The organism is Exiguobacterium sp. SH4S7 (genome assembly GCF_004336795.1).
Taxonomy (GTDB): Bacteria; Bacillota; Bacilli; order Exiguobacteriales; family Exiguobacteriaceae; genus Exiguobacterium; species Exiguobacterium aurantiacum_A.
In genome coordinates this window covers 71,450-85,684 of sequence record NZ_SJUT01000003.1, presented here as the reverse complement: position 1 = coordinate 85,684, position 14,235 = coordinate 71,450, and the positions used below count along the sequence as shown (strand labels likewise).

Genomic DNA, 14,235 nt, shown 5'->3' with positions numbered 1-14,235 from the left:
CGTAAAGCCCACACTCAATCAAACGTGTGGGCTTTACGTCGACTTATCGACGATTGTGTTCGTAAGCAGCGATCCATTGCTCAGGTGTCATCTTCGCGACGAGCTCACCGATCAAGTCATACGGGATATGCTTCATGTTTTTGAAGCGGATGCAGCTTTTTCCCATGTCTATCTTCGTCGGCACTTGTGCGGCGTAGGCCTGCTCGAACCAACGCAACACGTCTTCGTCGGCGTAGACGCCCATGTGGTACAAAGCGACATGGTTTTTCTGGGCGATGACACTTAAGAACGGGAGCGGGGTACCGGGCGTGACATGATACCCGGGCGGATATGTCGACAGCGGCACGACGTAATGGATGCCGTTCCCATCGGTCGTCTTCTCAAAGCCGTCCGGTAAGTTCGCATCGATCACGTCGATCAAACGGATGAAAGCGTCGAGCCGTTTGTCATCGACGAGTGTCGTATAGTCCATTACTGTTCGCCTCCCCGTAAAATCTTCGTCATCGCCTTTCCTTTCGCGAGTTCGTCGACGAGTTTGTCTAAGTACCGGATCTCCCGCATGAGCGGTTCTTCAATGTTCTCAACACGGACGCCACAGACGACACCTTTGATCAAGGTGCGGTCTTCGTTCATATGTGGTGCCGTTGCGAAGAACGTATCGAAATCGACCTCGGCCTCGAGCTGCCGTTCGAGCCCGGCCTCGTCATAACCGGTCAGCCAGCGGATGATCGTGTCGACTTCATCTTTCGTCCGGCCTTTCCGTTCGGCTTTCGCGATGTAGTGCGGATAGACGCTCGCGAAGCTCGTCGTGTAAATACGATGTGCCATGAAATTCCCTCGTTTCGTGGAATGATAGCTTTATTTTCTCATATTTCCGCAAAAGGTGTGAGAACTCTTTTTGTTGTAAATACAACTAAACGGAGTATACTTAATGTATTGCAAATACAATAATCAGGAGGATTCGATGAAAGACCAGTTACGTGAAATCGGGATGATCGCTCGCGCCCTCGACTCGATCAGCAACATCGAGTTCAAGGAGCTCGCATTGACGAAAGGGCAGTATCTCTATTTAGTCCGAATCTGTGAAGAGCCAGGCATCATCCAAGAGAAGCTCGCCGAATTGATCAAAGTCGACCGGACGACAGCGGCACGGGCGATTCAAAAGTTGGAAACGAACGGGTTGATCGCCAAACAGGACGACCCGCACAACAAGAAAATCAAACGGCTCGTCCCGACCGAACGGGGTAAAGATCTGTACCCAATCATCATCCGGGAACATGAGCACTCGACGGACGTCGCGCTCGCTGGGTTGTCCGACCAAGAGGCCGAACAGCTGCTCCGGCTGTTGAAGCGGGTTCGTCAAAACATCGAAGGGGACTGGGATGCAGTGAAGAAAGGCAAGAAGCGAGACTACTAGAGGGGGGAGGCATATGATCACCATCAAAGCTTGTACGATCGAAGACGTCGACGCACTTCGAGACATCAGCATCGAGACGTTCACGGACACGTTCGAGGCGGAGAATGACCCTGAACATCTCGCCGCGTATCTCGAGCGGGCGTACAACATGCCCCAGCTCGAGTGCGAACTGTCGAACCCCGACTCGCAATTCTTCTTTGCTTATGTTGATGGGAGAGTGGCTGGGTATTTGAAAGTGAACGCCAAAGACGCCCAGACCGAGGTCATGGGCGATGAGGTGTTTGAACTCGAACGGATTTATGTCCGGCGCGCCTTCCAAGGCAGTGGCGTCGGCAAGGCGTTGTACGACCGGGCCGTCTCCTGCGCCCGTGAGCTGGATAAACGGGAGATTTGGCTCGGTGTCTGGGAACATAACCACAAAGCGCTCGCCTTCTATAAGAAGCATGGCTTCGTCCAGACCGGGGCGCACACGTTCTATATGGGGGATGACGCCCAAGCCGATTTGATCATGGCCAAGCGGCTTCGTCCGTGACCCATTCTAATAAACCTGACAAGTCGTCATACACGGCGTCGGGGGCTAGGTCGGGCATGTCGAGCGGTTTACCGTCGCGGTTGATCCAGGCGGTATGGAAGCCGAAATTTTTCGCCCCGGCGATGTCCCAGCCGTTCGAGGAGAGGAACAGCACCTCGTCCCGCTTCAGCCCGCTCGTCTTGAACCAATGCATGTAGGCGGCGGGAGACGGCTTGGTTTGTTTGACGCCGTCGACACTGACGAGTTCATCGAACAGCTCGGTGAACCCGGCGTTGTGGATGAGTTCCGTGAGCATCGCATCCGTCCCGTTCGAAAGAACCACGGTCCGTTTAGGGTGCAGTTGCTTCAACACATCCTCAACTTCCTCGTACGGCGACAGTTCTGCGTATGTGGCGATAAGGGCGTCCTCGGTGTCGGTCGTCCACGTCACCTCGGCCGCCGCCAAGGCGTAGCGCAGGGCGTCGCGTGTGACGACAGAGAAGTCCTCATAGCGGCCCATGATGTGGCGGGTAAAGAAGTAGTCGAGTTGTTTCGTCCGCCATGTCTGGCTAATCTGTTCACCTTTCCCTGGGAACTGTTCGTCACACGCCGTTTTGACGGAATGGACATCGAATAGCGTCCCGTACACGTCGAACACGAACGCTTGAATCGTCGGTTTCATGAGAAATCCCTCCTGTGTGGTATAGCATCCTTTAGTCTTTACCCGACTTGATGAGGATTAGACGAATGAGTACGATATCCGATAAGCTGAAAGCAGTCATCAAAGTCATAGGATAGGAGGAGTTCGATGTACGTTCCAAAACTATATGCCGTCAAGGACGTTGAAGAAGTCCACGCTTTCTTGAAAGCCCATCCGTTCGGCACTGTCGTCACGCATGACGGACAGAAGCCGATTGCGACGCACGTGCCGCTCCGGTTTCATGAAGCGGACGGTCGAATCTGGTTCACGACGCACGTCGCCAAAAACAACCCGCAATGGCAGACGATCGAAGACCAGACGGTGCTCGTCATCGTTCAAGGGTCGAACGCCTACATCTCGGCGTCCTTGTATGGCCACGAGGACGTGTCGACGTGGAACTATCAGGTCGTCCATACATATGGACAGGCGACTATCCTGAACGCGGAACAACTCGAGGAAGATCTGGCCGGGCTACTCCATGACCATGAAAAGGAAAGAGAGAACGCCGTCATCTGGGAAGAGCTGTCCGAGTCCGTGCAGCGACAGAAGCATGGCGTTGTAGGTTTCCGTATCGATATCGATGAAATGCAGGCGGCGTTCAAGTTGAGTCAAAATCGAAATGAAGCCGACTACAATCGCATCGTCTCCGAGCTCGAGCAAGCAGGGTGTCCGCTAGCGGACGTGATGCGAGAACATAAAAAATAACCCTGACCTCGTCTGCGCGACCGAAAACGCAGATGAGGTCAGGGTTTGTTTCATGACGATTCGAGATCGGCATGTTGGCTCGTGATGGTGCGGTCTAACTGGTGAAGGTACAATTTCGTCGTCAAAAACACGATAAATGAAAAGCCGAACAACAAATAGAGTGGTGACCGGTACGCGAGCATGCCGAGTGCCGTGAATAACAGAAGCGCGAGCACGATGATATATCCGTATCGCATGATACTGAATAGCGCCAATTTCAAAGCGTCCATCGTCTTCATTTCGTAATGCGTCAAAATCGGAAACAGGAACAAGGAAAGAGCGATGAAGACAAAGCCGATCACGAACAGACCCGTAAAGAGCATCGTTTGCCACGCATCGATTTGACGAATGAGTAAAAAGTCGATCAACAAGATGAGCAGAAACAAGGTCCAGACGGCACCGAGCTTGTAATGGCGGCGCACTCCTTCGTTAAAAAAGCGGAAGTAGGCGCGGAACACGCTGTAATCTTGGTTGACCGCCCATTGCCGTGTGACAGCGTTCAAGGCGTATAAGGCTGGGAACAGTGTGATGAGAGGCAAAATGCTCAGTAAAAAGACCACGTTCAGTTGAACCAGGCTGGTGACAAATTCGAGCACTTGGAATAATTTGTTGTGTTCATGCTTTAAGTTCATGATGACCTCCAAGAAGTTAGGGGTGAATCAGCCTAATTTAGATTCGAGACGATTATAGGGTGCGGTCGAGTTTCGGACAATCAATTCAGGTTCATACGTATGTGACGGTGGTGTCTCTGTTTTCTCGACAGCCGCAATGATCCACTCGGCTGCGGCACGGCCCAGCTCTTGTTTAGGATGGACGATAGAAGTCAATTTCACTTCCGTCGCGACTGCGAGTACGGAATCATCATATCCGACGAGTGAGACATCTTGCGGGACAGAGAGACGCAGGCTTCTTAGTTGGTCCAGTACGTTGAGGGCGAGTTGGTCGTTGTAACAGACGATTGCACTAGGTCTCTCGTCCGCGTTTTGAAATACTTGATGAATCACGTCATAAAAAGAAGGCACAAGTTCTTCTGTCGTATACGTTATAATTAATTCTGGCTCTAAGGGGAGGTTGTATTCCCGGAACGCTCGAATGAAGCCACGCATTCGGTGGACTCCCTGGAGGTCGTCCGTTTTGAAAAGTCCCATGATGCGCTCGTGACCGAGTTTGATCAGGTGTTCAGCAGCCAAGAATCCGCCTTTTTCGTCATCCATGATCAAGTATGGAGGCGTTAGTTGCGAATAGTATTGGTTAATCATCAAATAAGGAGTATGCTGTTGTTCGAGTTCTAAATAATATTTGATATTCGGATTGTAGCTACTGCTCTTTGTCGGCTCGACAATCAGCCCGTCGATTTGACGATCTAACATCATTTCGAGACATTGCTTTTCTTTCTCGACATTGTTATCCGTACAAGACAGTGTCAACGTATATCCTTTCGAAGCCAAATGTGATTCAATCCCCCGGATAATAGACGGGAAGATATAATCGGACATATAGGTTGTGATGACCCCGATGTTTTTACCATTGCCCGAACGTTCGATCGTTTGGGGAGTAGAGGTCGGAAGGACAAGGGAGCAGTACGTGCCCGAGCCCTGTTCACGGTAAAGATAGCCTTCGTTCACTAATTCCCCAACAGCTTGTCGAATCGTGTGACGGCTCACTCCAAAGGATTGGACCAATTCATTTTCAGAAGGAATTTTTTCACCTGGTCGTACCGTTCCATCTTTTATCCATTCAAGAATATGATCTTTGACCATATTGTACTTTGTGCGTTGTGCCATCTGGCGTCCCTGCTTTCTTTCATGTACGTCAGGAAACTCATACGTACAAGATATAATCTTACTTACATACTAACAAACAAATGTACCATTTACTATGAATAAGCAAAAAAAGCATCTGAATTTTCTATGAATATGTACGTACGAAATACAAAAATACATAAAAATCGAATTGACATGTCCGAACGTGTGTAATAGACTCAAATTGTACAGAAAACGCTTTCATTACTAACTATATCGGTTTGTTGGTGAGTAAATGTATAGTGTTGTGTGGGCTTCATTATACAGTTTGCTTTTTTATTTAACTCAACATGTACGTACATCTTTATCATGCTTTGCACATGAATATAAAGTGATGGAGGAATTCACAATGAATCGTAAATCGAAAAAAATGTTTGCGTTAACGATGTCAGCACTGATGACAACTTCTTTGGCGCTCGCCGGCTGTTCGGGAGATGAGGCAGGCGCTGATGGAAAAGTTGAACTGACATTTATGTTCCGTGGAAATCCAGAAGAGTTAAAAGCCTATCAAGCGACGGTGAAACGTTTTGAAGAAGCCAACAAAGACGTGAAGGTGACGATGGTCCAGACGGCCCCTGATCAGTACGATACAAAACTCAAGTCGGCCATCGCGGGTCGGAAGATTCCGGACGTCTTCTTCTATAATCCTGCCCAAGTGAAAGCATACGTAAACTCGGGTGTGCTACTCGATATCACAGAGGCGGTTGAAAATTCAGAAGACGTCAAGTTGGACGATATTTGGGAGAAGGGTGTCGACAAGTATCGCTTCGATGGTGAGACGCTTGGAGAAGGCGCAATTTACGGACTGCCGAAAGATTTAGGACCGTTCGCACTCGGCTACAACAAGACGATGTTCGAAGACGCGGGCATTGCGCTTCCGGATAAAGACAAACCGTACACATGGGATGAGTTCGTGGACGTTGCCAAACAGTTGACGAAAGATACGAACGGTGACGGAAAAATGGATCAATACGGCACTGGCTTCAACGTAAACTGGGCACTTCAGCCGTTCGTTTGGAGCAATGGGGCGGACTGGATCAACGAGGACGGCACGAAAGTGACGATCGATGATCCGAAATTCATCGAAGCGTTACAGTTCTTCGTCGACCAGCAGTTGAAACATGGTATCACACCGTCGATCGGGGAAACACAGACGCTCGACACGTACCAACGTTGGTTGAAAGGACAACTTGCCTTCTTCCCTGTCGGTCCTTGGGACATGGCGGCATTTAAAGAACAGCTGAAATTTGAGTATGATTTACTTCCGTGGCCAGCCGGTTCGACGGGTAAAGCATCAGGATGGGTCGGTTCGCTCGGAATCGGTGTCGGTTCAACGACGAAACATAAAGAAGAAGCAGCGGAACTAGCCATGTACTTGTCTGCCGACCAAGAAGGACAACAGGCGCTCGTAGATGCGCAAGTCCAATTGCCGAACAGTATGGAAATTGCAGACAACTGGGCGGCTGACACGTCGATCAAACCAGAAAACAAACAAGAGTTCCTTGATTTGATCAATGACTATGGCCGCGGCTTCCCAGCTGAGAAAACATACACGGCAGAATGGTATGACGAGTTCTTCAAAAACATCCAGCCTGTCCTCGACGGCAAAACGTCGGTTGAAGACTATGTGAAGACGGCGCAGCCGAAGATGCAGAAATTGCTCGATGCGGCGATCGAACAAGAGAAACAGGCGAACTGATCAGAGAGTCGAAACGGGGTGGCGATGTTCGCCACCCGCGTCTCTGACGTTGAAAGGATGGAAGAACAATGAAGACAAAATCGATTTCTAAGTTATATCGAACAGAGCAGCGATACGCCTATCTGTTCGTTGCGGCACCGGTCATTGGGTTTTTCCTCTTCGCGTTCGTCCCGTTGATGTACTCTGTTTACGGCGCCTTCACGAATTGGAACGGTCTCGGTCAAATGAAATTTATCGGGTTTGAGAACTTTGTTAACTTGTTCCAAGATGAATATTTTTATAAATCGATGTACAACACGCTCTTTATGATGATTGGAATCCCGATTGGAATCGCCCTCGCGCTCATGCTCGCTCTTGCGTTGAATCGAGGGATTTTTGGGACGAATACCTTCCGCGTGATTTACTACATTCCCGTCATTTCGTCGATTGCCGCCGTATCGATTTTATGGCAATGGGCGTACAACGGAGACTACGGATTGGTGAACCAATTTTTGGCTTTGATCGGCATCGATGGGCCGAACTGGCTCCAAAATACCGATACCGTCAAGCCGGCGCTTATCCTCATGGCAATTTGGAAAGGGCTCGGCTATACGATGCTCCTTTATTTGGCGGCGCTCCAAAGTGTTCCGAAATCATTTTATGAAGCGGCAAAACTGGATGGAGCCAACGCTTGGCAAAGCTTTTGGCACATCACGCTTCCGATGGTCAAACCGGTCACGTTCTTCATCATCGTGACGAACATCATCGGTGGAGCGCAAATTTTCACGGAAATCAACGTCATGACACCAACCGGGGGTCCGGAGTACTCGTCTGCCTCTGCGGTCTTCTATATTTGGCAAAAATCGTTCGGGAACTTCCAACTCGGTTACGCTTCGGCGATGGCGCTCGTCCTTGGGCTCTTCATTTTCATCGTCACGTTGCTCCAATTCCGGATGAATGAAAAATCATCGTTCGATCTTGATTGAGCGATTCGCGTATAGGAAAGGAGAATAACCATGCAATTAGCTCTCTCACGGAAAAAAGAGAACGTGGAAACGATGTCGGTGAAGAAGAAGGATCGGATCACGGATTTCTTCATTTTTATCTTCCTATCCATCGGAGCGGTCGTCATGATCGCGCCGCTGCTCTGGATGGTGTCGACGTCACTAAAATCAAAAGAAGATGTATTCGCGCTCCCGCCGGTATGGATCCCGACTGATATTTCGTTTAGTAAATACACGGAAATTTGGAGTATGGGTCCGCTGTTGTCAGGGATATCAAACAGTTTGATTGTCGCATTATCCGTCACGATTGTCGGGACGTTCACGTCAAGCTTGGCGGCGTTCGCCTTCGCGAAGTTGAACTTCAGAGGCAAGAATAAAATCTTCCTTCTCTTGTTCGCTTCTGTCATGATCCCATACCCGGTGCTCATGATTCCCCAGTTCATGATGTTCTCGAGCATCGGCTGGGTGGATACGCTGTTACCGTTAATTGTGCCTGGGTTATTCGGGAACATCTTTATGATTTTCTTCTTGCGCCAATTTTTGAACAGCATCCCGAACTCGATTATCGAAGCAGCGAAGATTGATGGGTGCTCGTACTTCCAAATCTTCTACAAGATTATTTTCCCGTTAATCAAGCCGGCCGTGGCCGCGCAGTTGATTCTTTGGTTCATGGCAATTTGGAACGACTATCTTGGGCCGATTCTCTATTTGAACTCGCCGGAGAAACAGACGCTTCAACTTGTCATCGCGAACTTTAACGCATCTTATGCAATTCAAAGTGATTATCCGTTAATCATGGCCGCGTCTGTCGTGGCATTACTCCCGATGTTGCTCGTCTTCATGATCTTCCAAAAACAGATCATCGAGTCGATTGCGATCTCTGGTGTGAAGGGCTGAGGTGTGACAGGACAGAGGCACCCGTCTTTTAAAAAGGCGGGTGCCTTTTTGATGGAGAAAGGGGATTTAACATGAGAAAAATGATGGTATGGCTAACACTACTCGCCGTAGCAATCGGAGGAATCTTTTTCTGGCGGACGACGAGTGCGTCAATCAATGATTTAGCACTCCCGAAAGCACCGTTTGAAAAGAAAGTGGACGATGTGACGCCGGAGGTGCTCAACAAAGAGCGTGAGTGGACGACGAACTTCACGCATGACGGGGCGATTTTGAAAGACGGAGACACCTATTACGTCTTTTCGACGGATTACATGGTAGGAAGTCCTCCGACGCCCGGCATTCAAATCCGCAAATCGACCGACCTGGTTCATTGGGAATTCGTCGGTCGTGTGTTTGATCAAGTGTCTGAGGAGGCGTTCGCTTGGGCCGGCGGGAACACATTTTGGGCCCCGGCGATCACGAAAATCGGAGATCGATTCCACTTATACTATTCTGTCTCAGGGGTCGGGAGTCGAACGTCGTATATCGGGCTAGCGACTGCGACAACGATTGAAGGACCTTGGGAAGATGAGGGCGCCGTCATCGCATCGAAAGAAGGTGACGGGGGTGTCGCCAATACAATCGATCCTCACGTGACGCAAGATGCGGAAGGCAAATGGTGGATGACGTATGGTTCGTACTTTGGCGGAATCTTTTTGACGGAGATTGACCCAGACACAGGAAAACGAGTGGATGAGTCGTCAGAAGGCACACTGCTCGCCAAGCGGAAAGACATGTCGATGGGTATCGAAGGGCCAGAAATTTTATATAACGGCGAGACGGGCTATTACTATTTGATGGTGTCGTATGGATGGTTGGAGGATACGTACAACGTCCGGATCGGTCGCTCGAAATCGATTGCGGGACCGTACGTCGATTCGGTTGGCCGGGACTTACGAGACGAATCGGATGAGTCGTTTGATACGGGCATGAAAATCGTTGGGCCGTATCGTTTCGAAGGAGATGACGGATACGTCGGGACCGGTCACTCCGCATTCTTACAAGATGGGACCGATACGTTCGTGCTGCATCAGGCGCGGCCGAGTGAAGATATCTACTGGTCACAGCTGCACGTCCGGAAAGTGTATTGGACGAAAGACGGTTGGCCGGTCGTCTCGCCCGAACGCTATGCGGGGGAGAGCGATATCGAGGTCGACGAAACGCACCTGGTCGGGGATTGGGACGTCATCACGTTCCCACGGTTTGACGACGGACAGCAAACCTCGAGTGTATTGACGTTGAAACGAGGCGGAACGCTCGAAGACGGGGACGGGTCGTGGGAATTGAATGATTCGGTCCTCGAGGTCCAAGTCGGACAGGAGACGTATGAGGCGCAAGTCGGAGCGGCTTGGGACTGGGAGACTTGGGAACCGACAATCATCTTCACTGGTCTGAGCGAGGATGGCACCGCCGTATGGGGCAAAAAACGATAAGAGGAGAAGAGGGACCATGCAAAAATTGAACAGTCCAAACCGAGAAGAACGCTATGTGTTGGAACGATTGACGAATGAAACGATGTGGGGCACGCACAACGCCCACGACCCGGCCTCGATCAAAGTCGGGGACTGGTATTACGTGTTCTCGACGGACGCTGCCCATGGGCATCAAATCAACGGCGGGATTCAAGTGCGTCGCTCGCGGGACTTGATCCACTGGGAATATGTCGGCTTGGCGCTTGAAGAGCTTCCGCACGAGGCTGTGGAATGGACCGGGGCGCCGGGACTTTGGGCGCCGGAAGTCGTATTCATGGGTGGCCGCTACGTCATGTATTATGCAGCTTCACAGTTCGGACAGACGCGTTCTTATATCGGTGTCGCCAGCGCGGAAACAATCGATGGACCGTGGCGGGATCACGGGCTCGTGGTGAAAAGTGAGGCCGGTACGTCGGGACCGAACGCGATTGACCCGAATATCACGTTCGATGCGCATGGGGATCCGTGGCTCGTCTACGGTAGTTTTTTCGGTGGGCTGTACGTGTTCCCGGTCGACCCGGAGACGGGGAAGAAACGTCCGGGGAGTGAAGAGACGTTGATCGCGAAACGGCATCAACGTGTCGAAGGGGCGGTCGAGGGACCGTATATCGTCTACCGGGAGGAGGATCGCCATTACTACTTGTTCGTCTCGTACGACTCCTTGTTCAAGGACTATCACATCCGTGTGGCCCGATCGACTTCGATCACCGGACCGTACGTCGATTTTGATGGGAACGTCATGACCGACCTCGAGATCGACCCGCAACAAGTTGGCATGAAGATTTTAGGCGGTTATCGGTTCGGGGATAATGAGGGCTGGGTCGGGCCTGGGCATAACTCCGTCTTACAAGACGGGGACGATGATTATCTCGTCCATCACGTCAGAGGTGAGCAAAATCCGCATTGGCACGAGCTGCATATCCGGAAAATCATCTGGACGAAATCGGGCTGGCCGCTCGTATCTCCGGAACGATATGCCGGGGAAGCGGAACGTCCTGTCGAGATGCAAGAACTCTTCGGAGAGTGGGAGTGGATTTACATGGACCGGACGTACCATGGCGTCCTACATTCGAGTAAGATTGAACTCCTGGCTGACGGGACGTTCGTGACGGAGCATGACGAACGAGGACGGTTTGAAAAACTGGCGGATGCGAGCATCAAGCTCTACGGTCCCGAAGGAATCACTTGGTATGTGTTACCGGGCTGGGATTGGGAGAATTGGCGAGAGACGCTCGTATTTGCCGGATTGTCTGACCAAGGTCATGTCTTTATCGGCAAAAAGTTATAAATATCCGTACAACTTCTGTCGATTCATTTTAAGTAGCTTGTCACAAATTGCTCAGAAAAATTACAAAAATGTTCGAATGAAATGTTGAAAACAGTTGATTAATTTAAAATAGTTGATACAATCAAGGTGTAAGTTATACGTACAACTTGATTGTATCTTTTTGTTTTCTGTATGAATCAAGCACGTTATTTGAATAGTTGTACGGATGAAAGGGAGAGGAGTGCCCACACACTTTATTTTTTTCATCCTTTATGTAAGCGTATTCTTTTGGAGGTAGGGTGATGAATATGACCAATTATACAATCGGTGTCGACTATGGGACGCAATCAGGACGCGCGGTCCTCGTCGACGTAGCGACAGGTCGAGAAGTGGCGACAGCGGTCAAACCGTACACACACGGCGTGATGGATGAATATTTACCGGACGGGGCGACCCGTCTCGAGCATGATTGGGCGCTCCAACATCCACAAGACTATTTAGAAGTACTGGAAATCACCATCCCGGCCGTCGTGAAAGAGGCAGGGATCACGCCGGAGCAAGTCATAGGGCTCGGCATCGACTTTACCGCATGCACGATCTTACCGATAGACGAACATTTGAATCCACTTTGTTTCCGTGAGGAACATCAACAGAATCCACACAGCTACGTGAAGCTTTGGAAGCACCACGCCGCTCAGGACGAGGCGGATGAGTTGAACCGCATCGCGGCCGAGCGGGACGAGGATTTCTTGAAACGATACGGCGGTAAAATCTCATCGGAATGGATGATCCCGAAAGTGTGGCAAATCTTGAACGAGGCCCCGGAGATTTATCAGGAAGCAGATCAGATTCTTGAAGCGACGGATTGGGTCGTCTCTCAGATGACGGGCCGTGTCGTTCGAAACAGTTGTACAGCTGGATATAAAGCCATGTGGCATAAACAAGACGGCTATCCGTCAAACGAGTTCTTCAAAGCGCTTGACCCTCGGTTGGAGAACGTCGTCGAAGAGAAACTATCGCGTGACATCGCGCCGATTGGAGCCAAAGCAGGCGAACTGACAGAAGCGTTTGCCGCGCGCATCGGACTCCTTCCGGGCACGGCCGTCGCGGTTGCGAACGTCGACGCCCACGTGGCGGTGCCGGCCGTCGGGATTGCAGAACCTGGCAAGATGTTGATGGTCATGGGCACATCGACGTGCCACATCCTGCTCGGTGAAGATGAACAAGTCGTCCCAGGCATGTGCGGCGTCGTCGAAGACGGTGTCATTCCAGGCTTGATGGGCTATGAAGCTGGTCAATCGTGTGTCGGGGACCATTTTGAATGGTTCACCGAGACATGTGTCCCAGGGCATTACGTGGAAGAGGCCGCCTTGAAAGGTATCGGTATCCATCAGCTGTTGACGGAGAAAGCAGCCCGTCAACGTGTCGGTGAGAGTGGACTCGTTGCTCTCGACTGGTGGAACGGAAACCGGTCAACGCTCGTCGATACGAATTTGACGGGTGTCCTTCTCGGAGCGACATTGCTCACGAAGCCGGAAGACATCTATCGGGCGTTAATCGAAGCGACAGCATACGGGACGCGGACGATCGTGGAAGCGTTCCGCAACAGCGGCGTCCCCGTGCATGAAGTGTATGCCGCAGGTGGGATTGCCGAAAAGAACGCACTCATGATGCAAATTTATGCGGACGTCTTGAACATGGAGATCAAAATCTCAGCCTCTTCACAAACACCAGCTCTAGGCTCCGCCATGTTCGGAGCAGTAGCTGCCGGCGTGGAGCGGGGAGGTTATGCCACGATCAAAGAAGCTGCAGCGAAGATGGGCCGCGTCAAAGAAGAGACGTATAAGCCGATCTTGGAAAACGTCGCGACGTATGACGCTTTGTTCGCCGAATACACGAAACTATACGATTACTTCGGTCGCGGCGAGAATGACGTGATGAAACGTTTGAAAAAAATAAAAGCTGAAGCCTCACGTGTGAAGGAGGAGCCTGTATGGTAAGCCGTCGCTTGAAAGAAGAAGTGTTACAAGCGAACTTGGCTCTTCCGAAGCACGGTTTGGTCACGTTCACCTGGGGCAACGTCAGTGGCATCGACCGCAACGCCGGCTTGGTCGTCATCAAACCGAGCGGCGTTCCGTACGAACGATTGACCGTGGAGGATATGGTCGTCGTCGATCTCGAAGGTAACATCGTCGAAGGTGAACTGCGTCCCTCATCAGACACACCGACCCATCTCGCGCTCTACCGGTCTCTCCCTGAGATCGGTGGTGTCGTGCACACACATTCGCCATGGGCGACAAGTTGGGCACAGGCGAAGCGGGCCATCCCGGCGTTTGGAACGACACATGCCGATTACTTTTATGGCGAGATCCCATGCACCCGTGAATTGACAGACGAGGAAATCGAAACGGCGTATGAACTCGAGACGGGACATGTCATCTTGGAAACGCTTGATGAGTTAATGCTCGAAGCAGTCGCCGTACCCGGTGTGCTCGTGGCGAACCACGCACCGTTTTGCTGGGGCAAAGACGCGGATGAAGCCGTCCATAACGCGGTCGTCCTCGAAGAAGTCGCGAAGATGGGCCTTCATGCCTTGAATTTAAATCCAGGCCTGACACCGATTAAACAGAGCGTATTAGATAAACATTATTTGCGAAAACACGGGGCGAACGCATACTACGGCCAAAAATGACCGTCACTCGCC

The 14,235-nt window shown here is 51.0% G+C and carries 15 protein-coding genes; 10 read left to right on the top strand and 5 right to left on the bottom strand.

All coding sequences use genetic code 11. The features are described from left to right. Positions 1 to 43 precede the first annotated feature (43 nt). Positions 44 to 472: a DUF1801 domain-containing protein gene (locus EVJ29_RS07205; RefSeq protein WP_131504904.1), complete on the bottom strand. Its 429-nt coding sequence runs from the start codon at positions 470 to 472 to the stop codon at positions 44 to 46. Then, positions 472 to 828 carry a DUF2200 domain-containing protein gene (locus EVJ29_RS07200; RefSeq protein ID WP_131504903.1) on the bottom strand — a complete coding sequence of 119 codons (357 nt, stop codon included), beginning with the start codon at positions 826 to 828 and terminating at the stop codon, positions 472 to 474. Before EVJ29_RS07200 ends, EVJ29_RS07205 begins: the two co-directional genes overlap by 1 nt. 136 nt (positions 829 to 964) lie before the next feature. Between EVJ29_RS07200 and EVJ29_RS07195 the strand changes: the two genes are divergently transcribed. Further along, positions 965 to 1,417: a MarR family winged helix-turn-helix transcriptional regulator gene (locus EVJ29_RS07195; RefSeq protein WP_131504902.1), complete on the top strand. Its 453-nt coding sequence runs from the start codon at positions 965 to 967 to the stop codon at positions 1,415 to 1,417. 13 nt (positions 1,418 to 1,430) lie between these two features. Next, a complete protein-coding gene (locus tag EVJ29_RS07190; RefSeq protein ID WP_131504901.1) occupies positions 1,431 to 1,949 on the top strand; it encodes a GNAT family N-acetyltransferase in 519 nt (172 codons plus the stop codon). On the opposite strand, the gene EVJ29_RS07185 is transcribed toward EVJ29_RS07190, so the two are convergent. Then, complete coding sequence (locus tag EVJ29_RS07185; RefSeq protein WP_131504900.1) at positions 1,924 to 2,610, bottom strand: haloacid dehalogenase type II; 687 nt, start codon at positions 2,608 to 2,610, stop codon at positions 1,924 to 1,926. The genes EVJ29_RS07190 and EVJ29_RS07185 overlap by 26 nt on opposite strands. A 126-nt stretch (positions 2,611 to 2,736) precedes the next feature. On the opposite strand from EVJ29_RS07185, the gene EVJ29_RS07180 reads away from it, so the two are divergent. Next, the gene (locus EVJ29_RS07180) at positions 2,737 to 3,333 is read left to right on the top strand and encodes an FMN-binding negative transcriptional regulator (RefSeq protein ID WP_131504899.1); all 597 of its coding nucleotides are present in this window, start codon (positions 2,737 to 2,739) and stop codon (positions 3,331 to 3,333) included. A 50-nt stretch (positions 3,334 to 3,383) separates the two neighbouring features. Here the strand turns inward: EVJ29_RS07180 and EVJ29_RS07175 are convergent, their stop codons facing one another. Both EVJ29_RS07175 and EVJ29_RS07170 read right to left on the bottom strand, forming a co-directional pair. Further along, the gene (locus tag EVJ29_RS07175) at positions 3,384 to 4,004 is read right to left on the bottom strand and encodes a YesL family protein (RefSeq protein WP_131439072.1); all 621 of its coding nucleotides are present in this window, start codon (positions 4,002 to 4,004) and stop codon (positions 3,384 to 3,386) included. Positions 4,005 to 4,031: 27 nt separating this feature from the next. Further along, complete coding sequence (locus EVJ29_RS07170) at positions 4,032 to 5,156, bottom strand: GntR family transcriptional regulator (RefSeq protein ID WP_071398300.1); 1,125 nt, start codon at positions 5,154 to 5,156, stop codon at positions 4,032 to 4,034. 367 nt (positions 5,157 to 5,523) lie between these two features. On the opposite strand from EVJ29_RS07170, the gene EVJ29_RS07165 reads away from it, so the two are divergent. The 7 genes from EVJ29_RS07165 (at position 5,524) to araD (ending at position 14,223) form a co-directional block, all read left to right on the top strand. Next, a complete protein-coding gene (locus tag EVJ29_RS07165) occupies positions 5,524 to 6,873 on the top strand; it encodes an ABC transporter substrate-binding protein (RefSeq protein ID WP_131439070.1) in 1,350 nt (449 codons plus the stop codon). A gap of 68 nt (positions 6,874 to 6,941) precedes the next feature. Further along, the gene (locus EVJ29_RS07160; RefSeq protein WP_131439068.1) at positions 6,942 to 7,838 is read left to right on the top strand and encodes a carbohydrate ABC transporter permease; all 897 of its coding nucleotides are present in this window, start codon (positions 6,942 to 6,944) and stop codon (positions 7,836 to 7,838) included. Positions 7,839 to 7,910: 72 nt separating this feature from the next. Then, the gene (locus tag EVJ29_RS07155) at positions 7,911 to 8,753 is read left to right on the top strand and encodes a carbohydrate ABC transporter permease (protein ID WP_084812969.1); all 843 of its coding nucleotides are present in this window, start codon (positions 7,911 to 7,913) and stop codon (positions 8,751 to 8,753) included. Positions 8,754 to 8,824: 71 nt separating this feature from the next. Then, complete coding sequence (locus tag EVJ29_RS07150) at positions 8,825 to 10,225, top strand: arabinan endo-1,5-alpha-L-arabinosidase (RefSeq protein WP_084812966.1); 1,401 nt, start codon at positions 8,825 to 8,827, stop codon at positions 10,223 to 10,225. 16 nt (positions 10,226 to 10,241) lie between these two features. Beyond that, positions 10,242 to 11,552 (top strand): arabinan endo-1,5-alpha-L-arabinosidase, encoded by a 1,311-nt coding sequence (locus EVJ29_RS07145; protein ID WP_131504898.1) that lies wholly within the window; start codon positions 10,242 to 10,244, stop codon positions 11,550 to 11,552. A 281-nt stretch (positions 11,553 to 11,833) separates the two neighbouring features. After that, a complete protein-coding gene (araB, locus tag EVJ29_RS07140; RefSeq protein WP_131504897.1) occupies positions 11,834 to 13,531 on the top strand; it encodes a ribulokinase in 1,698 nt (565 codons plus the stop codon). Beyond that, positions 13,525 to 14,223, top strand: coding sequence for an L-ribulose-5-phosphate 4-epimerase (araD, locus tag EVJ29_RS07135; protein ID WP_071398291.1), 699 nt, complete (start codon positions 13,525 to 13,527; stop codon positions 14,221 to 14,223). The genes araB and araD overlap by 7 nt, the downstream gene beginning before the upstream one ends. Positions 14,224 to 14,235: the final 12 nt, after the last annotated feature.

Coding starts and splice junctions, on each gene's coding strand:
- EVJ29_RS07145 (WP_131504898.1), top strand. CDS start 10,242: ATGCAAAAATTGAACAGTCCAAACCGAGAAGAACGCTATGTGTTGGAA.
- araD (WP_071398291.1), top strand. CDS start 13,525: ATGGTAAGCCGTCGCTTGAAAGAAGAAGTGTTACAAGCGAACTTGGCT.
- EVJ29_RS07165 (WP_131439070.1), top strand. CDS start 5,524: ATGAATCGTAAATCGAAAAAAATGTTTGCGTTAACGATGTCAGCACTG.
- EVJ29_RS07180 (WP_131504899.1), top strand. CDS start 2,737: ATGTACGTTCCAAAACTATATGCCGTCAAGGACGTTGAAGAAGTCCAC.
- EVJ29_RS07150 (WP_084812966.1), top strand. CDS start 8,825: ATGAGAAAAATGATGGTATGGCTAACACTACTCGCCGTAGCAATCGGA.
- EVJ29_RS07175 (WP_131439072.1), bottom strand. CDS start 4,004: ATGAACTTAAAGCATGAACACAACAAATTATTCCAAGTGCTCGAATTT.
- EVJ29_RS07160 (WP_131439068.1), top strand. CDS start 6,942: ATGAAGACAAAATCGATTTCTAAGTTATATCGAACAGAGCAGCGATAC.
- EVJ29_RS07205 (WP_131504904.1), bottom strand. CDS start 472: ATGGACTATACGACACTCGTCGATGACAAACGGCTCGACGCTTTCATC.
- EVJ29_RS07195 (WP_131504902.1), top strand. CDS start 965: ATGAAAGACCAGTTACGTGAAATCGGGATGATCGCTCGCGCCCTCGAC.
- araB (WP_131504897.1), top strand. CDS start 11,834: ATGAATATGACCAATTATACAATCGGTGTCGACTATGGGACGCAATCA.
- EVJ29_RS07200 (WP_131504903.1), bottom strand. CDS start 828: ATGGCACATCGTATTTACACGACGAGCTTCGCGAGCGTCTATCCGCAC.
- EVJ29_RS07190 (WP_131504901.1), top strand. CDS start 1,431: ATGATCACCATCAAAGCTTGTACGATCGAAGACGTCGACGCACTTCGA.
- EVJ29_RS07155 (WP_084812969.1), top strand. CDS start 7,911: ATGTCGGTGAAGAAGAAGGATCGGATCACGGATTTCTTCATTTTTATC.
- EVJ29_RS07170 (WP_071398300.1), bottom strand. CDS start 5,156: ATGGCACAACGCACAAAGTACAATATGGTCAAAGATCATATTCTTGAA.
- EVJ29_RS07185 (WP_131504900.1), bottom strand. CDS start 2,610: ATGAAACCGACGATTCAAGCGTTCGTGTTCGACGTGTACGGGACGCTA.